Origin of the sequence: Streptomyces sp. NPDC048338 (assembly GCF_043201055.1) — a bacterium.
In the GTDB taxonomy this organism is placed as follows: domain Bacteria; phylum Actinomycetota; class Actinomycetes; order Streptomycetales; family Streptomycetaceae; genus Streptomyces.
Genome location: NZ_JBICYQ010000002.1, coordinates 135243 through 156788, shown reverse-complemented (window position 1 = coordinate 156788; position 21546 = coordinate 135243). Strand labels below are relative to the sequence as shown.

The window sequence follows — 21546 nt, the reverse complement described above, 5'->3', positions numbered from 1 at the left end:
CCGTCCGCCCCGATCCCGTCCGCCCCCCTGGACCGACCCGGCCGCCCCCCTCGATCGCGCGGACCGGCCGTTCTTCCCCGCCGGCGCGGGTTCGACCCCCTCGCGGCCCGGCTGCGGCCCGGCCACCGCCGTTCCACAATGAGGAGGGATCCCGCCGACGACCGTCGGCGGCGTTCGGGCGGCGTCGGCTGAGAGGACCGGCCCATGCACGCTGTGGCTTCGCCGGCCGCGCGGACGGGGGCCTTCGTCGCCGTGTCGGTGTCCCTGTTCTGCATCCAGCTCGACTTCTTCGCCCTGAACCTCGCCCTCCCCGGTATCTCGGACGAGCTCGGCGTCACGGTCTCCGTGGCTCAGTGGACCCTCTCCGCGTACATGCTCGCCATCGGCTGCTGCTTCGTCGTGGGCGGCCGGATCGGCGACGTCTTCGGGCGGCGGGGCGCACTGCTGGTGGGCATCGCCCTGTTCGCGGCGGGTTCCCTGGGATGCGCGCTGGCACCCGGACTGGGGCTGCTCGTGGCGGCCCGGATCGTGCAGGGGGTCGGGGCGGGATTCGTCTTCCCGGTCTCGGTCTCCGTGATCACCAACGCGTTCCCCGACGAGACCCGCGCCAAGGCGCTGGGCGCCGCGTTCGGGATCGCCAACATCGGCACGGCGCTGGGGCCCTTCGTGGGCGGCGGGTTCACCGAGGGGCCCGGCTGGCGGTGGATCTTCTGGGCGATGGTGCCGCTGGCCCTGGTCTCGCTGCTCGTCGCCTGGGCGTACGTGCCGGACTCGCGGGACGACTCGGCGCCGCGCGAGCTGGACCTCGTCGGCTGCCTCCTGGTCGTCGTCGGTCTGGCCACCCTCACGCTGGCCGTCGAGCGGGGCGACGCGTGGGGCTGGGATCACCCGCGCACCCTCGCGCTCTTCGGCGTGGCCGTGGTGGCGGGCGGGGCGTTCGTGGTCCGGGAACGGACGACGCCGCACCCGTTGATCGACCTGCGGCTGTTCCGCAACATCCCGTACGTCCTGGTGACGGGCATGGGGTCGATCGCGAACATGGGCTACGGCGTCACCGTCTTCGTCGCCACGCTCTACCTGCAGGGGGTGCGGGGTCTGTCCCCGTTGGCGGCGGGCACGGTCTTCCTGGCGCCCGCCCTGCTCGTGGCGCTCAGCGGTCCGCTCGGGGCGCGGCTCGCCCGCCACATGCGGCCCACCGCGGTGATGGCGCTGGCGGGAGCCGTGGCGGGGACCGGGATGTACGCGCTCACGTACGTCACCGCCTGGTGGCTGTACATACCGGTGTTCGCCTGGTGCGGCTTCGGGCTGGGGCTCGGCTGGACCTTCTCCGGTGTGGCGACCCAGCAGGTCGTCCCGCCCGCCAGGGCGGGAGAGGCGTCGGGGGTGCTGCTGACGTTCCTGGTGACCCTGGGGGCGATCGCGCTGGCGGGGGCGGCGGCCGCGATCTCGGCGGCGACGCCGGAGCGGCCCGCCGAGGACGTCTACGACGCGATCCTGCGGCTGGGCGGGGCGGCGATCCTGGCCTGCTCCCTCGCGGTGATGGCCGTACGCCACCGCCTCGTCGTCCTCGGCAGACTGCCGCCGCTGTCCCTGCGCACCGCGGACGGTGAGGAGCGGCTGCCGGAGCACCGGTCGTGACGACGGCTCAGGTCCTGTCCGGGCGATCCTCTCGGGCCTCGACGATCGCCCGGACAAGACGCCACCTAGGCGTTCGGGTCGAAGGGGATGCCTGCCGGCTTGGCCTTCGTCAGGTGGGAGGCGAAGGAGTCGTCCCTCAGACCGAAGTGCCCGCTGCCGAAGTCGGCCTGGGTGAGCTTGTCCCGGAGCGTCGGCGGATAGCCCGACCAGCCGACCAGAGCGGGGAACTGCCAGACGCGGCGGTGGTTCTCGGGCGGTTCGTCGTTGTTGTTTGCCGCGCGGAAGCAGTGGGTCCCGATGCCGTCCTTGTGGTAGACGATCTTGGGGTGGGTGCCGTCCCAGCGGATCTGGTCGCGCGTGTGGATGTCGAAGTCGCCGTGGGCGGAGGTCGCCACGTACTTGGCCTCACCGCCCTGGATCCACACCACCACGTGCTCCCAGTCGTGGCGGTGGCCGCCGAGGCTGATGCCGGGGATGGCCTGGTCCTTCTCGAAGTACAGCGCGTAGATGACGGCGCACCAGCCGTTGTTGCACTTCCAGCGGGAGTAGCCGTTGGTGTTGTCGAGGTCCGAGGCGTCGCGGCAATTGCCGTTCAGGGCGCCGGTGGGGTTGAGTCCGCTGTTCAGCGCCCCGCTCGACCCGATGGCGGGGGTCGGGTAGCAGCCGTCGGTGTCGTAGTCGTAGGCCGGTTGGAAGGTGAGCTCGATCGCCTCGGCCTGGGAGGGCAGGGCCGGCGGTGGCGCCGCGAAGGCCGCCTGGGGTACGGCGACGACCAGCGCGAGGGCGGCGCCGACGACCACTAAGGGTCGCTGGATGTGACGGTTCATCCGCAATGCGGGCCTCCTGGACATGGGGGGTTCGGGGGGTGGCACTCGGATCGGGGCCGACGTCGGCCGATACGCCCGTGCATCATTCGCGAACCCGCTCGGCACGGCAAGAGGGCGGACAGCCCCTCTTCACCGCCGGGCGAACGCGGCGGCTGTGCTCCACGTGTCGCCGGAGACCCGCTGTGAGCTGGATATGTCAGGGGGTTGACTGTCCGTAGGGACCTCGCGCGAGCGCTCCCCTCCCGCACGGACTCACTGACGAACCGTCACCAGGAGGACACCGGCCGGTCTTTCCTCCGCCACCGACGGGACGGCCGACCTGCGCGAGGGTGACCGGCCGCCCGGTCCCGGCCTCGGCGCGAAGCCCTGCCCCACTCCCCCGATCGACCCCGAACCGGGCCTGGCGCCGGGGGCTTCGGGAGACGAGGCACGGCAGCGTGCACGCCGGAGCACCTCGCGTCTCCCGCCGGCGGCGGGACGCGACGGCGCGACCCCGGCCGACGCTCCGGGATCTGCGGGCCGACGGTCGCTTCGCGGTCGTCGAGCAGCGGGCACGGGGAGCGCCGGGCACCCGGGACGTCACGCTCGTGAGCGCCCGGAGGCGCGGTGTCCCGGCCCGGTGGAGGACTGCTACGCCGGACTCGTCCAGGACCTGGGGCGGCCCCGAGCAGGGACGCGCGGGACCGCCGGCCGGCCGGTCAGCTCTCGGGCGGTTGCTCGGTGACCCGCGTCCCGGGGTGCGCCAGGGAGCACACGAAGGCGACGGCCAGGGCGATCGCCATGCCGTAGAAGACCCACTGGTTGGCCTCGGCGAAGTCCATCCGGATCGCGTCGCCGGCGCTCTGCAGGGCCTTGGCCACCGGCCCGTCGCCGGACGGACCCTGCCCGTCCGGATGCCCGGTGACCGCCTCGGCGACCTGGCGGGCGGCCGAGTCGGCCTCGTCCGCGGGCAGTCCGCGGTCCTGGAGCGTCGAGGAGATCCGGTCGGTGGAGACATGGGTCAGCACGGTGCCGAAGACGGCCATGCCGACGGCGGCGGCGTAGTTGCGGACGGTCTGCGTGATGCCGGTGACCTCGCCGTACGAGGCGCCGATGGAGCGGTTGACGGCGTCGGTGGAGGCCGGGGCGAGGAGGAATCCGATGCCGGCGCCGGAGAGGGCCACGTAGGGCCACTGGTCGTGCATGGACAGGTCGGTCATCTTCTGCGCCCAGAGGTAGAAGCCGACCGCGCCGAGCGCGCATCCGATCTTCATGGCGGGGCGCGCGCCGCGCTTGTCCAGGATCTTGCCGCCCCACTGGGAGGCGATGCCGAAGCCGATGAAGAAGTACAGCAGGAACAGCGCGGCCTGGTTCGGCGAGGCGCTCAGCGACACCTGCGCGTACACCGAGGCGAAGAAGAACACCGGCACGAAGGCGAGCATCGCGAAGAACAGCACGAGGTTGTCGATCGTGAAGGCCCGGTCGCGGAAGACGTCGAAGTCGATCAGCGGCTGGGAGGTGCGCCGCTCGTAGCCGAGGAAGAGCAGCAGGATCGCCAGGCCGCCGACGATGCACGCCCAGGTCGCGACGCTGCTCCAGCCCCAGGCGGACGCCTGCTGGAAGCCCAGCACGCTCAGGCCCATGCCGACCGCGACGAGCACGGCGCCGACGACGTCCAGTCGCTCGGGGCGACGGCTCTCGGGGATCCGGGCCAGGACGGTGAGGACGATCGCGACGACGGCGACCGGCACGTTGACCCAGAAGATCGCCCGCCAGGTCCAGGTGGTCAGCCAGCCGCCCAGGAGGGGACCGATCGCGGTCAGCGCGCCGGACAGCCCGAAGAAGAGCGCGAGGGCCCGGCCCCTTCGTTCGACCGGGAAGACGGCGATGACGACGGCCAGCGCCGCCGGGAACATCAGGGCCGCGCCCAGGCCCTGGGTGGCGCGGAAGACGATCAGCCAGGTCTGGGCGAGGCCGCCCTCCGGCACGCAACCGCACAGCACCGACGAGACGACGAAGAGCAGGGTGCCGATCAGCATGATCCGACGGTGTCCGAAGAGGTCGGAGAGCCGTCCGCCGAGCGCGAAGAACGCCGCGAGGGAGAGCAGATAGGCGTTGACGACCCACTGCATCCCGGAGGCGGAGAGGCCGAGCTCCTGGGTGATGCTCGGGGCGGCGATCGAGACGATGGTCTGGTCGATGAACGTCATCGACACCGCGAAGAGCATCGCGGCCAGGGCGAGTCGCTGTCGGGGCGCCTCCGATGTCGAGGCGCCGGTCGGTCCGGAGGATGACGTGGATGTACCTGCCATGGACGGATGATCTCCCCGGACCGCTCCGCCTGCATGCCGGAGCCCGGGCGGGGCGGCCGGCGGAGCGGTGGACGGACCGGGGCACGGCGGCCGGGCCGGGCCGGTCGGGGCCGAAAGGAACGGCGTGCACGCCCCTGCCCGTCCCGCATCCCTCGCCGGGACGCGGCGACTCCTCCCCCGCGGGGGAACTCCTTCGGGTGCGCCCGAAGGAGGTACGGGCGGATCGCGGCGGCGGCGCCCGGTCAGCGGCCCGGCGACGACGGCGTCGGCCGTGCGGCGAAGGAGGTGACCGCGGCACCGGCGGTACGGCGCGGGACGCGGCTCATCGGCCGAGGGTGTTCATCAGGATGATGGCGACGAGGTCCGCGAGGATCACGGCGATGACGCCACTGATCATGAACCAGGCTCTGCGTGATTCGTCCATGCCCGCACGTCGCCTCCCGACTCGGGGGTACCGCCGGGCGCGGGTCCGGCGGATCCGGATGCCACGCCGTCGGCCTGTGACCATGATGGACCGGTTCACGGCGGGGCACAGGTCGGGACACCGGGCCCGGAGGACGGGCGCCGTGCGGTCACGCTTGGTACGGCGGGGCGGTCCGTCCCCGGGAACCGTCCCGCGGTCAGGCGACCCAGGTGCCGGTCATGCCGACGACCGCCGAGCCGTCCTGGTCCGCCAGCTTGACGCCGGTGAACTCGCGAGCCCACGGCGAGGTCTGGATGCGGAAGGCCGGAGTCTCGGCGGCGAGCGCCTCCATGACCGCCTCGGCCGCGCCGGCCGGGGTCTGGGCGCCGTCGAGGAAGCTGCCCACCGTGCGGTCGATGTAGTGGCGCATGGCGTCCGCGTACGGGCCGGCCGCCGCGAGGCGGGCCTCCACGTCGAGCCCGATGTTGTTGACGAACTCCGTCGCCACGGCGCCCGGCTCGACGACGGACACGCGGACCCCGACGGCTCCCGCGACGGGGGCCAGGCTCTCCATGTACCCCTCGACGGCGAACTTCGCGGCGCAGTACGCCTCGTTGAAGGGCTGGCCGATGACACCACCGACGCTGGTGACGGTGACGAGACGGCCTCCGGTGGCCCGCAGGTGCGGCAGCGCGGCCTTCGAGACGTTCACGACGCCGAAGAAGTTGACCTCCATGACCTCGCGGACGTCGTCGACCGACTCGAGCTCGAGTGTGCCGACGTGCCCGGCACCGGCGTTGTTCACGACCGCGTCCAGGCGCCCGTAGTCCGCGATCACGCCGTCCACGGCGGCGGCGACGGAGTCCGGGTCGACGACGTCGAGCTGCCGGATGTCGAGTGCGACGCCCGCCTCGGCGGCGGCCTTGCGCAGGGCGTCGGCCCGGTTGGTGTCACGCAGGGTGGCGATCGTCCGCCAGCCCGCCTGCGCCGCGGCGATCGCGGCGGCGAGGCCGATACCGGAGGAGGTACCGGTGATCAGGACGGTGCGGGGCTCGGCGGCGGGGGTGGCGGGGAGGGTCGACATGAGGGGTGCCTTTCACGGAACGTGATTTATGTGCGTGTACACACACCATACGTTTATGTGCGTGTGCACGCAACCTCTAGACTGCCGACATGGCGAAGAAGCTCACCGAAGCCGAGATGCCCACGGCCGACTACGCGTTCTACGGGCTGGTCTGGGCCGGGACCGTGATGACCGACCGCGTCGACCGTGCCCTCGTGAAGGCCCACAACCTTCCCGTGTCGTGGTTCGAGGTCATGCTGTGGCTGGCCTCCAGCCCCGATCCGGTCCCCGCGTCCATCCTGGGCAACAGCACCCTGCTCAGCCGCAGCCAGGTCTCCCGGGTCGTCGACGCCCTGCAGACGCGCGGCCTGGTGACCCGTACGCCCTCGGCACGGGACGCCCGGTCCGTGGAGGTCTCCCTGACGGAGGAGGGGCGTCGCGTCTTCGCCGAGGCCGACGCCACACGGCGCGAGGCACTCGGGCCCGTCTTCACCGAGCTCCTCGACGAGAAGGACCTCGAAGCGCTGGCAGCCGTCTGGCGCAAGCTCAAGGCCGAGAAGACCGGGGGGCCCGAGAAGTTCTAGGGCGTGTTGCGAAAGTCCCGCCTGCCTCGCGACGCCTGGCACGCGCGCTCGCCGCGTTGTCGGGATCGCCCGAGTACGCCCAGTACGAGGGCGACCCTCCGCCTTGCGATCGCACGCACCAGACGCCGCGAGGCCCGCCCTTCGGGCGGACGGCGCTACTTTCGCAACACGCCCTAGCCGGGCAGGTCCGGCGAGGGGACGGGAAGAGCGGGCTCGCCGGGACGGCGCGCCCCTGCCCCGTCCCTCGCCGCGCCGAGCGGTGGGAGGTGAGCCGGCAGCGGCGTCAGCCCGAGTGGCCTTCGGGGGCGAGAGTCGCGGCCGCCGCGAAGAGGCGGGCGCAGCGCTGTGTCATGGCCTCGGGCGTCTGCTCCGGATGCTTGACCCACCAGCGGACGAGCGTGGCCACCAGGTCCTGCCAGACGTACCTGAGCGCGTCGGCGTCCAGCGGGTCGCGGGATCCGGCCGCACGGAGCAGTTCGGCGGTGCCCCCGGCGGCGAGGTCGTCGATGGCCGACCAGTAGACCGCTGCCCGGCGGGCGGCCTCGCCGCCGGGCGGCAGCGTGGTGTCGTACAGCACGAACCATGCCTCCCGCCGCCCTTCCAGGGCGGTGAAGATGCCGTGGAGGACGCGCAGCGGCGTGTGCGCCGTGGTCCCGCCGGGCCCCATGGCCGTACGGATGGCCTCCAGGAGCCGGTCCCCCACGGGTTCCAGGCAGGCGACGTACAGGTCCTCCTTGGTGCCGCAGTACTGGTGCAGCAGCGTCTTCGTGACCCCCACCCGGGCGGCGATCGCGGGGAGGGAGGCGGCCGCGTAGCCGCGGCTGCCGAACTCCTCCGTGGCGGCCTCCAGCATCTGCTGCCGGCGGCGCTCCCGCGGGACTCCCTTGGTGCCGGCTTTCGAAGGTGGGGTTGCCATGGACGGATATTATCAGTAGGTAATTTACCCACAGGTAAATTACTGCGATCCCTGGAGCGCCCATGTCCGGCACCACCCCGCAGCCATCCGGTTCCCGCACCCGCTCCTGGTGGGGGTGGGGCTGGACGGACGCACATCCCGACGACGCGGAGTGCGTCGCGATGGGCGCCCTGCTGCCCGGCACCCTGAGCCGTCCGCTCCCCGTGCCCGAGGTCCGCGACCTCGGCATCGCCGACCCCGCCGTGGCACCCCCGAAGAGCCTGTCCGGGCTGGTGTCGGCGGACCCCGGGGACCGGGCCGCCCACGCCATGGGGAAGGCGTACCGGGACGTGATACGCGCCCTCCGCGGCCGTCCCGGCCGCGTCCCCGATCTCGTCGCCCGGCCCACGGACGAGGCGGGCGTCGCCGACCTGCTGGACTGGGCCGGCGACCGGCAGATCGCCGTCGTCCCGTACGGCGGCGGCTCCTCGGTCACGGGCGGCGTGGAGTACCGCGGTGACGCCCACCGGGCGGTGCTCTCGCTCGACCTCACCGCGATGGGGCGCGTCCTGGAGGTCGACACCGAGAGCCGCTCCGCCCGCATCCAGGCGGGCGCGCTCGGCCCGAGCCTGGAGAACCAGCTGCGGCCCCACGGCCTGACCCTGCGGCATTTCCCCCAGAGCTTCGAGTTCTCCACCCTGGGCGGCTGGCTCGCCACCCGGGCCGGTGGCCACTACGCCACCGGTCGCACCCACATCGACGACTTCGTGCAGTCGACGCGCGTCGTCACACCCGTCGGCACCAGCGCCTCGTGGCGGCTGCCGGCATCGGGAGCGGGCCCCTCCCCCGACCGCCTGTTCCTGGGCTCCGAAGGGGCTCTCGGGGTCATCACCGAGGCATGGGTGCGCCTGCAGGAGCGCCCCCGGCACAAGGCCTCGGCCTCCGTCGCATTCGCCGACTTCCACGACGCGCTCCGGGCGGTGCGCGCCCTCGCGCAGTCCGACCTCTCCCCCGCCAACTGCCGCCTGCTGGACGCGGGCGAGGCCGCTCTGTCGGGGGCGGCGCAGGACGGCTCCGCCGTCCTGGTCCTGGGGTTCGAGTCGGCGGACGAACCGGTGACCGGCCGACTGGAGCGGGCCGTCGACCTGGCCCGCTCGCACGGCGGCCGACACGAGGGCGCGTCCGGCCAGGGGGACGGAGGCGACGACACGGCCGTGGGCGCCTGGCGCTCGGCCTTCCTGCGCATGCCCTACCTCCGCGACGGGCTGGCCCGGATGGGCGCCGTGGCGGAGACCTTCGAGACGGCCGCCACCTGGGACGCGATCCCGGGCCTGATCGACGCGGTGCGGACCGAGGTCTCCGAGGCCGCGCTCAAGGCCACCGGGCACCCGGCCACGGTCAACTGCCGCCTGACGCACGTCTACCCGGACGGCGCGGCTCCCTACTTCACCGTTCTCGCCGCGGGCCGCCCCGGTGACGAGGTCGCCTTCTGGGACGACCTGAAGGCGGTCGCGAGCGAGGTCCTGCACCGGCACCGGGCGACCATCACCCACCACCACGCCGTCGGCCGGGACCACCGCCCCGGCTACGACCGCCAGCGCCCCGAACCGTTCGCCCTCGCGCTGCGGGCGGCGAAGACGGCGCTCGACCCGCGGGGCATCCTCAACCCGGGGGTGCTGGTGGACTGACGGGCTCGGGAGCGGGGGCGAGGGCGGGGGCATCGCGGGAGGGACGGGGGCAGGGCCTCACCGGGCAGGGGCAGGGCCTCACCGGAGGTGGCGCACGGCGCCGGTCGACGGGGAGCCCGTGTCGTCGACTCCCTCCCCGCGTTATAGATCACGAACATCCCTTTTGGGTATGGCTTGTTCCCGCCCTTCCGCCCCCACTCGTCCGGAGGTCCGTCATGACGGCCGAACACCCCAGCAACGCGCAGGGCGGAGCCGCCTCCACACCCGCCGGGACGTCGAAGTCCCTGCCCACGGAGCGCGTTCTGGACCTGGCGGGATTCCGGTACGTGTGCCGCACCGCGCCGAGCCGGCGCCCCGGCGCCGAGACCCTCCTGGTTCTGGGCGGGTTACTGCAGGACCGCTGCTCGTGGCTGCGGCACGAGCAGCGGCTGACCGAGGTCTGCTCGGTCGTCACCGTCGACCTGCCCGGTTACGGCACAGCCGACTTCCTCCCGGCCTCCTACGGCACCGACTTCCTCGCCCGGGCCGTGCGGAACCTGGTGACCGAACTCGGGCTGTCACGCGTGAACCTGATGGGCGCCTGCTTCGGAGGCAGCGTGGCGCTCCGGTTCGCCGAGGAGTCCCCGGAGTTGGTCGAGCGCATGATGCTGGTGGGCGTGGCGACGCATCTGCCGGAACAGCACGTCGCCGCCATGCCGCGCTGGGACGCGATGCTGCAACGCGGACAGGTCGACCTCCTCGCCCGGGAACTGACCGACGTCTTCATGCCGCCCTCGGGCGCGTCCACGGTCCGACGCCACCACGTCATCTCGCGCCTGCTGTACCAGCAGATCTCGCGCCAGGACCCGCAGCAGCTGCACAGGTCCGCGGAACACATCAGCCGGCTGATGCGGCACGCGTGGTACGCGCCCCGGGGCGGCGCGACGTGCCCCGTCCTCGTCGCCACGGGCGAGCACGACACCCTCACCACTCCCGCCATGGGACGCTCGGTCGCCTCCCGCATGCCCACCGGCCGCTTCCTGACCATCCAGGCGGCGGACCACCTCGCCCCGCTCGAACGCGTCGCCGACTTCGCCGACCTCATGGTCCGCTTCTGTACCGACGCCCCGCTCGACGGCCTGCCCTACGCGTCGGCCGTGGAGCACTCGTCCGCGCCGGGCGCGCGCCTTCCGCAGCAGGCCGCCGCCCGGGGGCGCACCGGACACGCACAGGGCACGCTCCTGGCACGCCATGCCGTGGGCGGCGCCGTGTGAGGCGGGCGGTTCCCGGGCCCTGCGCGGGGCCGTCGAACGCCCGGTGGGTCGCCCCGGTGCACGGCCGAGGCCCCCGTGGTCTTCCACGGGGGCCTCTGTCTCCGCCGGCTGTCCGGCGGGCCGGACGCGCCGGAGTCATGCGCCGAGCAGGCGTTCCGTCACCTCGCGGTAGGTCCGCAGGGTGAGCCGGAGCTGTTCGGTGTCGGCGCCCCGGTCGGGCGCGTCGCCGCCCTGCTGCCAGCCCGCCCGCAACGCGGTGCGGCGGTCCTTGAGGGAGGCGATGAGCTGCTCCTCCGTCTCGTCGAGGACGTCGGCCGCCTTGGCGACCGCGTCGCGCGGCGAGTCGACGAAGCCGGCGAGCGCGTGGTGCAGGCGCTGCCCGAGACGCTCACGGTCCCGGTCGCCCAGCAGGGCACCCGCGGGACCGTTCCCCTCGGGGCCGGCGGTGGGACCGGTGCCGGCCGCGTGGTGGTCACCACGGCCTTCGCCGGGCGCCACGCCGCCGGGACCGGGTGCCTGGCCGTCGGGTGCCGGCCGGTCCGTGGCGGTCCGTCCGCGCGGCGCGGCGGGGGTCTCGGCGGGAGTCTCCTTGCGGCTCCCCCCGTTCCTGCCCGTGGCGCCGGGGGCGTCGGACGGTGCGGCGGACCGGGGCGACTTCGACGGCGGAGACGCCGGGGTGCCGGAGGCCGGCGGTGTGACCGGGGGTGCGGGCGGCGGCGCGGAGGGAGCCGGCGGGGCCGTACGGCCGGCGCGCTGGGCGGGTACGGCGGGGATCACGGGATCGCTCTCCGATCCGCCCTCGCTCCGGCCTTCCGTCCACTGGTCACGGTTCTCGCGTGCCATCACGCACCACTTCCCTTCGGCTTGAGCAGGTGTCCACGCCGGTGCCCGGACGTCCCGTGCGGTCGGGCCGTGGCGACGGTCGCCGACTCGGCCGTGGTCAGGTGGTCGAACAGGGCCCGGGCGTGCACCAGGGCCTCGCGCAGTTCCTCGGTCGACGCGGATGCGGAGTCCGCGCCGCTACGGGCCGTGCGCAGTCCCTCCACCTGGCGCGGGTGGTGCACCGACAGGGCGTCGAGCTGCTCCTCGGGCCGGTCGGCGTCCGGGAAGCCCCGGGTCGCCGCGACGCGCCCGATGAGCGCTCCGGCGTCGGCGACGGCCTGTCGCGGCGCGTCGACGAAGCGTTCCTGGAGCGTGGTCCACTGAGCGGTGTACTGCTCGCGGACGGCGGGCTCCAGCGGCAGCGGCTTGAGATGGCCGTACCGCTCGGTCCGCTCGCGCAGGTCCCGGTCGGCGGCCTCGCCGTCTCCGCCGTGCCGTGCGAGCGTGCGGTCGTACTCGGGGCCGAAGCGCCGCTTGAGGGAGCGCGTGCCGCCGCTCGGGCCCATCCGGGCCCGGAGCAGGACTCCGGCCGCCAGCAGCACCACGAGCACCGCCGCGATGATGAGAACTGTGGTCAGGATCGACATGGCCGCCTTCCTGGATCGTGACTCCTGGCTGTCTGTCCGCTACTGCTTGCCGAGCGCTCGACGGTTCGGCTTGCCGGTTTTCCCGGGACCAAACCCGAGGGTCCCGGACCTCGCCCGCTCGGCGGAGTGTCCACACCCCCAGGACCGCGGGTGCCGGAGGCGGCCCGGACGACACACCCGGGCGGCCGAGCGGCAGGTGGGGGCGCAGGTCCGTCCACGCACAGTTGGGCCATCGTTCACGGCACACCCGCCCACCGGAGGGCGGCCGTTCGGCCCGTACGGCGAATCTCGTGCCGCCCTGTAGCACAACGACCCCGGGACGGACACCATCGTGACGGACTCACGCGCGCGCCGACGGCGCCGCAGCATCGCCCTCCTCCTCGTCGCGGGACCGGCGCTGGCCGCCGGCGCCCTCACCGCCGTACCGGCCCACGCGGCGCCGGCCGACGACATCCGGGTCAACGAGGTGGTGACGACCGGGTCCGTCGAGGACTCGATCGAGCTCTACAACAAGGGGACCTCCACCGTCGATCTCTCGGGCTGGATCCTCAAGGACGACAACAACAGCTCGAAGTACAAGATCGCCTCCGGCACCACGCTCGCTCCCGGCGCGTTCCGTGCCTTCGACGTCCACGGTTCCTTCGGCCTGGGGTCCGGCGACAAGGCCCGGCTGTACCTGGCGGACGGCAGCACGCTGGTCGACACCTTCAGCTGGAGCACCCACTCCGCCCCGTCGTGGTCGCGCTGCCCCGACGGCACCGGCGCGTTCGGGGCGGCGGCGCTGACGCTCGGCGCCGCGAACGCCTGCGGCACCGGCGGCGGGGGCACCACTCCGGTGGCCTGGCCGGGTAGTGGCACGGTGGCCACCGCCGACGCGTCGAACGTCTTCGGCCAGGATCTCAGCGGCCTCTTCCAGGAGGGCGGCGCGATGTGGGCCGCGCAGAACTCCGGCAAGCTGTGGCGTCTCGTGCCGAACGGCTCGGGCGGCTGGACTCCCGACGCCTCGAACGGCTGGTCGTCCGGCAAGGCGCTGCGCTTCCCCGGCGGTTCCGGCGCGCCCGACAGCGAGGGAGTCACGCTCACCGGCGCCGGGTCCGCGGCCGGTGTCTTCGTCTCCAGCGAGCGCAACGGCGACGCGTCCGGCACCAGCCGCCTGTCCGTCCTCAGGTACGACGCGACCGCGGCGGGCTCGGCACTGACCGCGGCCAAGGAGTGGAACCTGACCTCCGACCTGCCGGCGGTGGGATCCAACCTCGGCCTCGAGGGCATCACCTGGGTCCCCGACGGCCACCTCACCGGAGCCGGCTTCAAGGACGCCTCGACCGGCGCGGCCTACGACCCGGCGCACTACGGAGCCCACACCGGCGGTGTGTTCTTCGTCGGAGTGGAGGGGACGGGCGCGATCCACGGCTACGTCCTGCAGGACTCGGGCGCCGCGACCCGCGTGGCCACGATCGCCGGCGGTACGGCGGGGGTCATGGAACTCCAGTGGGAGCCGCAGGCCTCGCGCCTGTGGGCCGTCTGCGACGACACCTGCGGCGGCCGGCACCGGACGCTGCAGGTGGACGCCTCCGGCGCCTTCGTCACCACCGCCGTGTACGACCGCCCCAGCGGCATGCCCGACCTCAACAACGAGGGCTTCTCCCTGGCGGGCGCCGGTGAGTGCGTCGGGGGGACCAAGCCGGTCTACTGGTCCGACGACAGCAGCACGAGCGGCCACGCCCTGCGCAGGGGCTCCGTGACCTGCTGACGCGTCCGGAGGCGGGGCGGCCGGGGGCGGCCGGGCGGACACCGTCGCATCCGAAGCGCCGCCGGCCGGTGAATCACGGGTGTCCGGCCGGCGGGGTACGTGCCGCCTAGGCCCGGCTCGTCCGTGGCCCGCGATCTCCTCGCCGTCTCTCACATGCATCCCCAGGGCGGAGGACGAGACGATGAGCAGCCCGGAAGAGGAATACGGCGCGGCAGCCGACCTCCATGCCTATCTCGGCTACGAGGACGTCGCGGCCGCCCTTGACTGGCTCGCCGCGGTCGGGTTCCGGCTGGTGGCCCGGCAGGACTCGGCCGAGGGCGAGATGGTCCACGGCGAGGTACGCCTCGGGTCGGTGGTCCTCATGATCACCGGCGACGAGGTCGGCCACGGCAGACCGGCGCTGCGGGACAGCAGCACGGGCGGTGGGCTCTACCTGTGCCTGCCGACGTCGGCGGCCGTCGACCAGTGGTTCTTCCGCGCGGTCGCCGCCGGAGGCACGCCGGTGATCGAGCCCGAGGAGACCCCGTGGGGCGCGCGACGCGCCAGGGTCCTCGACCCCGAGGGCCACGAGTGGAGCGCCGGCACCTACCGGCCGGGATAGCGGCGCCGCCCGTGCCGGTGCCGAGGCACCCGACCCCCCGAGGCCGGAATCCCGTGGGATTCCGGCCTCGGGTCGGGTGCCTCGGTCGACGGTGCTCAGCTGCGCCGGGCGGCGAGTGTCCCCGCCACGGCGAGGAGGCCCGCCCCGGCCGCGTAGGCGACCCAGGCGTTCGCGTCGTTGACACCCGGCACCAGGCCGGACTGCGTGGCCGACGGTGACGCGTAGGCGCCGTCGAGGGTCTGCACCTTGAGTGCGAGGTCCTTGTCCGCGGCGCTGCCCCAGGCGTAGACGATGTTGCTGGTTCCCTCCTTCAGGTCGAGGTCGGCCGGTCCGATGGCCACCGTGTCCGTGCCCGCGAGGACGACGTCCGCCGGCACCGTGCCGGCGTCGACGACGGCCGAGTCCTGGTTCGGGTTCGTCAGGTCCTCGAAGAGCGGCTGTCCGCCGGCCCGTACGTCCACGGCGGGGGCGGCGGCGACGTGGCGCACGGTGAGCCGGGCCTTGTCGGCAGGGACCTTCGACACGTCGTTGACGAAGGCGTCGAGCCGCGGTTCGCCGTCGGCCGAGAGGTGGGCCACGACCGTGGCGTTCGCGCCCGCAGGCACGTCGACGGTCTTCTGGAGGGCAGGTGTGCCCTTCGGGTCGGCTCCGGCCTTGAAGACCTTCAGATCGTACGAGCCGGCCGGCAGCGACTGCGGTTCGGTCAGCGTGCCGGGCTTGAAGTCGGGGAGGAGTTCGTCGCCGTTGGCGTACACGTCGACGGTCAGGCCGGGTACGGCGTGGAACACCGAGATCGTGGCCTTGTCGTCGTCGGCGGACGCCGGAACAGCCGCGCCGAGCGCCAGAGCGCAGGCGCCCAGGGAGGCGGCTATCACGACGGGGGTTCGGGTGTTCATGGCCGAGGGGTCCCTTCCAGGCGGTTCACTCGTGCGGAGCCCCCTCCACGATGTGCGCTCCGTGCGAGTCGGTGAGTACCTGGTCTTCACCGGCCCCCGCGCCGATGGATGCACCCAGGGGTGTGCCGACCGCGCGCGCTCCCGCCGGCCGGGGAGCCGCGAGGTCGCCGTTCGGCCGTTGCGGACCGTCACGGTCCGCGAGGTTCCGGGTACCCGGCGGAAGCGCGGCCCGCCCCGCGGGGTGAGGGCGCGGGGTCCCGATCTGCGTCGGTGGGAGGTGCGGGGTGATCCTGGAAGAGGGCGCGCCGGCCGGGGGAAGCATCGTGGGCCGGTACGGCGCGGACCGTCGGCCGAGGGAGTGACGATCATGAACGAGCCCGTCCCGAGCCTTCCGGTCACGGTGACCGCCACGCTCGACTCCCCGCTGTCGCGCTGGCTGTGGCTGGTCAAGTGGCTCCTCGCCCTCCCCCACTGGCTGATCCTGATCTTCCTCTGGATCGCCTTCTTCTTCGTGACCGTGGTCGCCTTCTTCGCCATCCTGTTCACCGAGCGCTATCCCCGGTCGCTGTTCGACTTCAGTCTCGGGGTGCTCCGCTGGTCCTGGAGGGTGTCCTACTACGCGTACGGCGCGCTCGGCACCGACCGCTATCCGCCCTTCAGCCTGGGTCCGGAGCCCGGATATCCGGCGCGGCTGGACATCGCCTACCCGGAGCGGCTGTCCCGCTCGCTGGTCCTCGTCAAGTGGTGGCTGCTCGCCATCCCCCAGTACCTCGTGATCGCCTTCTTCACCGGCAGCATGCGTGCCGGCTGGTGGAGCGGCGGCCTGATCAGTCTCCTGACCCTCATCGCGGCCTTCGCCGTGGCCTTCACCGACCGGTACCCGCGCGATCTGTTCGCGCTGGTGATCGGCCTGAACCGGTGGGTTCTGCGGGTCGCCGCCTACGCCGCTCTGATGACCGACGCGTACCCGCCCTTCCGGCTCGACCAGGGCGGTACGGAGCCCGCCCTGTCGTACCGGGCTCCGGGCGCACCGTGACGGGCCCGCCCGTCGCGGGACCGGTGCTCCCGAGCGGTGGTCAGCGCTCGCGGCCGGGGCGGCGGTGCGGGGTGCGCGGGGCGCGTCGTCGGGGGCCGGTGTCGGGCGTGCTCTCGCCCGGTGCACCGGGCGACGAGAAGCCGCCCGGGACGGTCGGCCGCGCGGGGCCGGGGACCTGGGCGCCCGTGGGCTGAGCCGGCGCGGCGGCGACCGGTCGGGGGCGTACGGACCGGGCGACGACGAGGGCGTGCGGAACCAGCGGCGCGCAGGCTTCGCAGACCTCCTCGACGCTCCAGACCTGCCCCACGCTCGGATCATGCCGCACGATCAGCACCACGCCGCCGGAGCAGCGCACCTTGACGTCCGTGTGGGTCTCGCAGTGCTCGGCCCGGCAGTGGCAGGAGGCGTGGGGACGGACGGTGGCGGCCTTCGCGTGGGCGGCCGCGTGCCGCGCGGCGAACGCGCGGAGCGCCGCGAGGTCGCGGGAACGGGCCGGCATCCTGCAGCCGGCGGTGGAGCAGGTGAGGGTCGCGGTCCGGTCCGCGTGGCCGGTGAGCCGGATCGTCCAGGCCCGGCCCGGGACGCGGTCGGTGGAGGATTCGCTGTACGTGGTCGTCACTCGGTCGTCCGTTCACTGGTGCTCGCTGTGGGGTTCGGCCCACCATGCGCTGACTGCCCGTCATGTGGTCCACAGGGTTTCTCCCCGCTCGCGGGCGTTCCCAAGCCGTCCATCCGCCTGCCGGCGTTCCCGAGCCGTCCATCCGCCTGCCGGCGTTCCCGAGCCGTCCTTCCGCCTGTCGGGGAAGGTGTCCCGCGCGTCGGCCCGGAAAGGGCGCCGCCTACACTCGCTAGCCGTTGCCACCGACGGAGAAGGACCAGCACCGTGAACCTGCAGGACCGCGCCCATACAGCGCCCAGCGACGCCCCGATCTACGCAGGGCTCGTCGAGGAGCTGGGCGACATTCCGACCGAAGTGAGCCGGGCTGCCGAGCAGGTCCTGCGTGAGGCCGGCCAGGCCGTCGACTTCGGCCGGGTGCGCGCCGCGATCTGACGTGCCCCGCTCGTCCGCGAGGACGGCGGGAAGCGGCGACTGTCCCCCGGCCTCGTCCGGGGGGACAGCCGCCGCGCCCCTTCAGCTGCGGGGGCGGCCCATGACGATCGTGGCCGCGCTCAGGGCCGCGGAACCGAGCACGGCCAGGACGATGCGCAGCGTCAGGGACGAGTCCCCGCCGAGGATGGCCGGGGTGGCGACCAGGAACGCGCCCAGGGCGCTGATGACGACCCGCGAGATGAGCCGTACGCGGGAGTGTTTGATGACGACCGGGAAGCGGACGGCCGCGACGGGTGTCGGGCCCGCCTCCTCGGGTCCGAGCCGGATGGTGACGTGGGTGAGGGCGTCGAACGACGACGCGTCGGGCTGGAGCCAGAACTCGGTGGAGTCGTAGCGCAGGGCGACGTCGTGGGACGCGTCCGAGGAGACGCGCAGGAAGCGGCCGTCCGTCTCGCAAGCCAGGGTAATCTTCGGCGCCTCGGTGTAGCGCTGGGCGTAGAAGCTGACGGGGAGCCGCGCGGGCTGCAGGTCGCTCAGACTGAGGCGGCCCTCCGGTTCGAAGGCGAAGGAGCCGGTGCCGGCGAGGTGGACGGGCTGGTCGACCCGCATGAAGTAGGCGTCCTCGAAGGTGGGGTGGAGCGCCAGGCGGCGGGCCACGCTGATCCAGAGTTGTGCCTGGTCCCCGCCCGTACGGATGGGGAAGGCCGGGAACTTGAGGACGGCGGGATAGTAGGAACCGCCGTTGCCTTCCATGATCTTGTCGATGACCCTGCGGCTCTCCCCGCAGATCTCCGTCCGGGAGAGCGAGTAGTCGTCGAGGTCGACGTGGTCGGTGACGCGGAGCCGGAAGAGAAAGACCTCGGCCACACACTCCGCGGCGACGATCTCGGCCACGCGGACGGGAAGCAGGAAGGCGTCGGTGGGTGAGGCGGCGTCGGCGATGAAGCCGATGAGGGCTCGCTGCTGGAGGATGGTTCCGTTGGCGACCTTCTGCTGGAGCGACGGGGCCACGTACTGGGCCTCGTATCGGAACTGGAGGACGGCGCCGGGCGGGAGCGCCAGGGCGGCCAGGACGTCCTCGGCGTAGCGACGCCGCAGGTTCGATGACAACAGCAGAACCTGCGGGCGCTCTTCTTGACTGCTCACGTCCCCCCCGGGTCCGATCGTGGAGCACTCAGACGTTGTCGTACAGGTTCTCCATGCCCTCCTGGGCGCGCATGGACTCCTCGAGCCGCATGTAGCGCGGCCAGACCCGGTCGCCGGGGAGGTCGTCGACGGTGAGGCGTGTGGCGGGCTCGTACCGGACGCCGGTGCGCGCGAGCTCGTCGTACCGGCGGTAGATCACCTTCTCGTCGAAGCCGTCGGCCTGATCACAGGTCAGGTCGATCACCTGGCGGGCGGCGTCGTTCGGTGAGCCGATCTCCAGCCAGCAGTGGTGGTCGACGGAGGAGATGCCGGGGTCGTCGAAGCTCAGCCGGCCGTAGCAGTACGTCGCCTCGATCTCACGCTTCCGCAGCAGGCGGGCCAGCCACACGGAACTGACTCCGCACTGCCCCTTGGAGGACAGGGGTTCCCGGGCGTAGCTGGGGTGTGCGGTGGTGAGGGACCATGCCGCCTCCAGCCGGTGCCGGTATCGGCGGAGTTCGTCCGGGTCGAGTGGTTCGAGGTGGCCGGCAGGCGCGTCGTGGGGCGGCTCCGCCACGTCGTACAGGGTCGTCACTTTGTGGGTTTCTTTTCTCGATGTGCTGTCGGTGCCGAGCACCACCAGAAGGTTCCGATGGCCGGCCGCCCGGCGATCCGTGCGCGTGTCCGACGTCGATCGGCGGCGCGTCACATAACCGCCGAACCGGTCGTAGGAATAGGCGACCGGCGCGGTCGCGAAGGGAACGAAATTGGTGGCATGCAAAGCGGATCCGGTGAATCCCAGTAGGGGATTGAATGCCGTCACGATGAATTTGCACCCCATGGTCCTCACATACCTCACGGCTTTACCGATGGTGAAGCTCATGAGGTTCCGCGCCGCACCCGACAAGCCTAGGGCACGGGTGAGGATGAGCAAGTTGCCCCGCTCCGCGGGAATTCCCTGGAGTTGCAGGGCGCGCAATGTTCCGGGCCGGTCGCACAGGGAGAATGCCAGATAGGTGACCGGATGCGTCGCCCCTTGCAGGTAGCAGCCGAGTTCCACGATCGTGTCGGCCCGGGGGCTCAGCATGTAATGCAGCTTCGACTGGTAGAGGAAGCCGGTACTCGGCGGGACCACCTCGAAGTTCACTCCGACGGAGGATCCGTCGGGACGTCGTACGGTGAAGTCGCGTCGGGCCTCGCCTCCGCCGGGCAACAGGGCGCTGTGGGCGAGGAGGTCGGCGTCCTCGGTGTAGGCGGTGATCCGGCTGCAGCGGGCGACGAGCCGGGGGCGCAACGCGTCGTAGACGAGCGGGGGTGGTCGTCCCGCATCCAGGTGATCCCGCACGGAAGGGGCGTGCAGGCGCAGTTGGATGTCGAAGTCCCGCGCACTCATTCCGCATAATGCGGCATCTGCCGCGACCCACTCCCGGCAGGAATCCGAGAAATCGTCGATCAGTGGATCACGCAGGTCCCGCACCAGTCCGGGCCACGACAGGGAGGCGGCACAGGAACGCGGTCCACGAGTCCGTCGCGGAAGGGAGGAGGCGGGCACGGGAATACCGGACGCCGCTCTCGGCGTGGGTAGGAGGTGTCCGGATTCGGCCGGTCCGAGGGCGGTTCTGGCCATCAGTCGTCTCCGCAGTCGGTCGGCTGCAAGACTGAACATCGTACGGCGGTCCCCGACGGGATGTCAGCCGGATCAGGAGCCGGGCGACCGCCTCGGCCCGACGCCGGTCAGACGCGTTCCAGGGGACGGTGCGGGAGCGGCGGGAGTTCGACCTCGACGGGGTCGTGCGGGCGGACCGTCCCGCCCTGCCGGACGACGGCCATGATCCCCGACTTGAAGGTGAACTCCCCCGACACGGGATCGAGCGCGAAGACCTCGCCGAGGAGGCCCGGACGGAAGTCGTTGAGCTTCGAGCACGGGTTGCGCAGGCCCGTCACCTCCAGCACCGCCCGGTCGCCGAGGCGGAGCAGTGCGCCGGTGGGGAGTCCGAGCAGGTCCACGTCGCGGGTCGTGATGTTCTCCCCGAGTTGTCCCGCGGAGACGTCGTATCCCTTGAGCGCGAGCTCGTCGAAGAGCTCCTCGTGCATCAGGTGCACCTGGCGCAGGTTGGGCAGGTCCGGCTCGTAGGTCATCCTGAACTGGTGGCGGATCGTCTCGCCCGCGTGGACGTCCCCCTCGACCCCGAGGCCGGCGAGCAGGGTGACGGACGCGCGTGTGGGTTTGCTGAAGGAGTACGCCCCGTCGCTGCACACCGCCGTGACCCGCCCGGCCATCGCCCACCCCGTCCGTCGTCGCTCCGCGGGCCAGTCTCCCATGGGACGTCCGGCCGGCGCGTGCGCCCCCGAAGGCGGGCACGCGCCGGTCCGCACGGCGAGGGGCGGCAGGCGGTGGACGAAGCCGGTCCGTCAGAGCGCGTTCTTCGTCGCGCTGACGACGACGCACTCCTTGTACTCGCTGCCGTCGGCCTTGCCCGGGTACGCCGTGGTGGCCTCCGTCTGCTGGGAGGCACCCGCCTTGACCGAGAGGCCGGTCACCTTGGCGGTGGCACGCGCCGTGCCCGAACCGGCGGCGCCGCGGAACTCCATGGTGACGCCGTAGGTGTAGTCGAGCGATCCGTTGTTGGTGACGGTCAGCCGCGCGACCAGGTTCTTGCCCGAGGCGTCCAGCTTGCAGTCGTCGATCCTGACGTCGCGCACGGCCTTGTTCGCGCTGGATCCGCCGGGGGCGGAGACGCCGCCCGTGCTGCCGCCGGTGCTGTCGTTGGTGTCGTTGCCGTGGCTTCCGCTGGACGAACTGCCGGAGCCGGAGTTCGAGCTGCCGCCGCAGCTGCCGCCGTGGGAACCGCGGGCTCCGGTGAGCGCGAACAGGGCGATGCCGAAGACGGCGACGGCGCGGACATGGCGAAGCTTCACGTTCAACCCCCGTTGAAGTGTGGATGAGTGAGAGGGCCCGGGTTGACGGGCGCACGT

At 72.6% G+C, this 21546-nt stretch carries 20 protein-coding genes; 8 read left to right on the top strand and 12 right to left on the bottom strand.

Annotation, left to right across the window (positions count from 1 at the left end):
- Positions 1–204: 204 nt before the first annotated feature.
- Positions 205–1638: an MFS transporter gene (locus tag ACGFZF_RS05230; RefSeq protein ID WP_393551159.1), complete on the top strand. Its 1434-nt coding sequence runs from the start codon at positions 205–207 to the stop codon at positions 1636–1638.
- 65 nt (positions 1639–1703) lie between these two features.
- On the opposite strand, the gene ACGFZF_RS05225 is transcribed toward ACGFZF_RS05230, so the two are convergent.
- The 3 genes from ACGFZF_RS05225 to ACGFZF_RS05215 all read right to left on the bottom strand — a co-directional run bounded on the left by ACGFZF_RS05225 (position 1704) and on the right by ACGFZF_RS05215 (position 6243).
- Complete coding sequence (locus tag ACGFZF_RS05225; RefSeq protein ID WP_393551158.1) at positions 1704–2465, bottom strand: NPP1 family protein; 762 nt, start codon at positions 2463–2465, stop codon at positions 1704–1706.
- A 698-nt stretch (positions 2466–3163) separates the two neighbouring features.
- A complete protein-coding gene (locus tag ACGFZF_RS05220; protein ID WP_393551157.1) occupies positions 3164–4756 on the bottom strand; it encodes an MFS transporter in 1593 nt (530 codons plus the stop codon).
- A gap of 620 nt (positions 4757–5376) precedes the next feature.
- Entirely contained in the window at positions 5377–6243 is an 867-nt protein-coding gene (locus ACGFZF_RS05215; protein WP_393551156.1) for an SDR family oxidoreductase, read from the bottom strand.
- An 89-nt stretch (positions 6244–6332) separates the two neighbouring features.
- Between ACGFZF_RS05215 and ACGFZF_RS05210 the strand changes: the two genes are divergently transcribed.
- Complete coding sequence (locus ACGFZF_RS05210; protein WP_393551155.1) at positions 6333–6806, top strand: MarR family winged helix-turn-helix transcriptional regulator; 474 nt, start codon at positions 6333–6335, stop codon at positions 6804–6806.
- A gap of 283 nt (positions 6807–7089) precedes the next feature.
- Here the strand turns inward: ACGFZF_RS05210 and ACGFZF_RS05205 are convergent, their stop codons facing one another.
- Positions 7090–7722, bottom strand: a complete 633-nt coding sequence (locus tag ACGFZF_RS05205; protein WP_393551154.1) for a TetR/AcrR family transcriptional regulator — start codon at positions 7720–7722, stop codon at positions 7090–7092.
- A 62-nt stretch (positions 7723–7784) separates the two neighbouring features.
- Here ACGFZF_RS05205 and ACGFZF_RS05200 point away from each other — a divergent pair, with 62 nt between their 5' ends.
- Both ACGFZF_RS05200 and ACGFZF_RS05195 read left to right on the top strand, forming a co-directional pair.
- The gene (locus tag ACGFZF_RS05200; RefSeq protein ID WP_393551153.1) at positions 7785–9389 is read left to right on the top strand and encodes an FAD-binding oxidoreductase; all 1605 of its coding nucleotides are present in this window, start codon (positions 7785–7787) and stop codon (positions 9387–9389) included.
- 215 nt (positions 9390–9604) lie between these two features.
- On the top strand, positions 9605–10642 hold the full coding sequence (locus ACGFZF_RS05195; protein ID WP_393551152.1) for an alpha/beta fold hydrolase: 1038 nt from the start codon (positions 9605–9607) through the stop codon (positions 10640–10642).
- 135 nt (positions 10643–10777) lie between these two features.
- Here ACGFZF_RS05195 and ACGFZF_RS05190 read toward each other — a convergent pair whose 3' ends face one another.
- The gene (locus tag ACGFZF_RS05190) at positions 10778–11485 is read right to left on the bottom strand and encodes a hypothetical protein (protein WP_393551151.1); all 708 of its coding nucleotides are present in this window, start codon (positions 11483–11485) and stop codon (positions 10778–10780) included.
- Entirely contained in the window at positions 11485–12111 is a 627-nt protein-coding gene (locus ACGFZF_RS05185; RefSeq protein WP_393551150.1) for a hypothetical protein, read from the bottom strand. The genes ACGFZF_RS05190 and ACGFZF_RS05185 overlap by 1 nt, the downstream gene beginning before the upstream one ends.
- A 331-nt stretch (positions 12112–12442) precedes the next feature.
- Here ACGFZF_RS05185 and ACGFZF_RS05180 point away from each other — a divergent pair, with 331 nt between their 5' ends.
- A complete protein-coding gene (locus ACGFZF_RS05180) occupies positions 12443–13861 on the top strand; it encodes a lamin tail domain-containing protein (protein WP_393551149.1) in 1419 nt (472 codons plus the stop codon).
- Between the two features lie 181 nt (positions 13862–14042).
- Positions 14043–14462, top strand: coding sequence for a VOC family protein (locus ACGFZF_RS05175; protein WP_393551148.1), 420 nt, complete (start codon positions 14043–14045; stop codon positions 14460–14462).
- 95 nt (positions 14463–14557) lie between these two features.
- Here the strand turns inward: ACGFZF_RS05175 and ACGFZF_RS05170 are convergent, their stop codons facing one another.
- Positions 14558–15358 carry a DUF4397 domain-containing protein gene (locus ACGFZF_RS05170; RefSeq protein ID WP_393551147.1) on the bottom strand — a complete coding sequence of 267 codons (801 nt, stop codon included), beginning with the start codon at positions 15356–15358 and terminating at the stop codon, positions 14558–14560.
- 367 nt (positions 15359–15725) lie between these two features.
- Between ACGFZF_RS05170 and ACGFZF_RS05165 the strand changes: the two genes are divergently transcribed.
- A complete protein-coding gene (locus ACGFZF_RS05165; protein WP_393551146.1) occupies positions 15726–16394 on the top strand; it encodes a DUF4389 domain-containing protein in 669 nt (222 codons plus the stop codon).
- A gap of 40 nt (positions 16395–16434) precedes the next feature.
- Here ACGFZF_RS05165 and ACGFZF_RS05160 read toward each other — a convergent pair whose 3' ends face one another.
- The gene (locus ACGFZF_RS05160; RefSeq protein ID WP_393551145.1) at positions 16435–17013 is read right to left on the bottom strand and encodes a hypothetical protein; all 579 of its coding nucleotides are present in this window, start codon (positions 17011–17013) and stop codon (positions 16435–16437) included.
- A gap of 264 nt (positions 17014–17277) precedes the next feature.
- Here ACGFZF_RS05160 and ACGFZF_RS05155 point away from each other — a divergent pair, with 264 nt between their 5' ends.
- Positions 17278–17445, top strand: a complete 168-nt coding sequence (locus ACGFZF_RS05155; protein WP_393551144.1) for a hypothetical protein — start codon at positions 17278–17280, stop codon at positions 17443–17445.
- A gap of 81 nt (positions 17446–17526) precedes the next feature.
- Here ACGFZF_RS05155 and ACGFZF_RS05150 read toward each other — a convergent pair whose 3' ends face one another.
- From ACGFZF_RS05150 to ACGFZF_RS05135, 4 genes are all read right to left on the bottom strand, one after another.
- On the bottom strand, positions 17527–18591 hold the full coding sequence (locus ACGFZF_RS05150) for a hypothetical protein (RefSeq protein WP_393551143.1): 1065 nt from the start codon (positions 18589–18591) through the stop codon (positions 17527–17529).
- Positions 18592–18619: 28 nt separating this feature from the next.
- Positions 18620–20047: a transglutaminase domain-containing protein gene (locus ACGFZF_RS05145; protein ID WP_393551142.1), complete on the bottom strand. Its 1428-nt coding sequence runs from the start codon at positions 20045–20047 to the stop codon at positions 18620–18622.
- 257 nt (positions 20048–20304) lie between these two features.
- Positions 20305–20850, bottom strand: coding sequence for an MOSC domain-containing protein (locus ACGFZF_RS05140; RefSeq protein ID WP_393551785.1), 546 nt, complete (start codon positions 20848–20850; stop codon positions 20305–20307).
- Positions 20851–20982: 132 nt separating this feature from the next.
- Positions 20983–21489 (bottom strand): hypothetical protein, encoded by a 507-nt coding sequence (locus ACGFZF_RS05135; RefSeq protein ID WP_393551141.1) that lies wholly within the window; start codon positions 21487–21489, stop codon positions 20983–20985.
- Positions 21490–21546 lie beyond the last annotated feature (57 nt).

Bases quoted from the DNA above. Each gene is read 5' to 3' on its own strand.
- ACGFZF_RS05230 (WP_393551159.1), top strand. From the start codon at position 205: ATGCACGCTGTGGCTTCGCCGGCCGCGCGGACGGGGGCCTTCGTCGCC.
- ACGFZF_RS05225 (WP_393551158.1), bottom strand. From the start codon at position 2,465: ATGAACCGTCACATCCAGCGACCCTTAGTGGTCGTCGGCGCCGCCCTC.
- ACGFZF_RS05220 (WP_393551157.1), bottom strand. From the start codon at position 4,756: ATGGCAGGTACATCCACGTCATCCTCCGGACCGACCGGCGCCTCGACA.
- ACGFZF_RS05215 (WP_393551156.1), bottom strand. From the start codon at position 6,243: ATGTCGACCCTCCCCGCCACCCCCGCCGCCGAGCCCCGCACCGTCCTG.
- ACGFZF_RS05210 (WP_393551155.1), top strand. From the start codon at position 6,333: ATGGCGAAGAAGCTCACCGAAGCCGAGATGCCCACGGCCGACTACGCG.
- ACGFZF_RS05205 (WP_393551154.1), bottom strand. From the start codon at position 7,722: ATGGCAACCCCACCTTCGAAAGCCGGCACCAAGGGAGTCCCGCGGGAG.
- ACGFZF_RS05200 (WP_393551153.1), top strand. From the start codon at position 7,785: ATGTCCGGCACCACCCCGCAGCCATCCGGTTCCCGCACCCGCTCCTGG.
- ACGFZF_RS05195 (WP_393551152.1), top strand. From the start codon at position 9,605: ATGACGGCCGAACACCCCAGCAACGCGCAGGGCGGAGCCGCCTCCACA.
- ACGFZF_RS05190 (WP_393551151.1), bottom strand. From the start codon at position 11,485: ATGGCACGCGAGAACCGTGACCAGTGGACGGAAGGCCGGAGCGAGGGC.
- ACGFZF_RS05185 (WP_393551150.1), bottom strand. From the start codon at position 12,111: ATGTCGATCCTGACCACAGTTCTCATCATCGCGGCGGTGCTCGTGGTG.
- ACGFZF_RS05175 (WP_393551148.1), top strand. From the start codon at position 14,043: ATGAGCAGCCCGGAAGAGGAATACGGCGCGGCAGCCGACCTCCATGCC.
- ACGFZF_RS05170 (WP_393551147.1), bottom strand. From the start codon at position 15,358: ATGAACACCCGAACCCCCGTCGTGATAGCCGCCTCCCTGGGCGCCTGC.
- ACGFZF_RS05165 (WP_393551146.1), top strand. From the start codon at position 15,726: ATGAACGAGCCCGTCCCGAGCCTTCCGGTCACGGTGACCGCCACGCTC.
- ACGFZF_RS05140 (WP_393551785.1), bottom strand. From the start codon at position 20,850: ATGGCCGGGCGGGTCACGGCGGTGTGCAGCGACGGGGCGTACTCCTTC.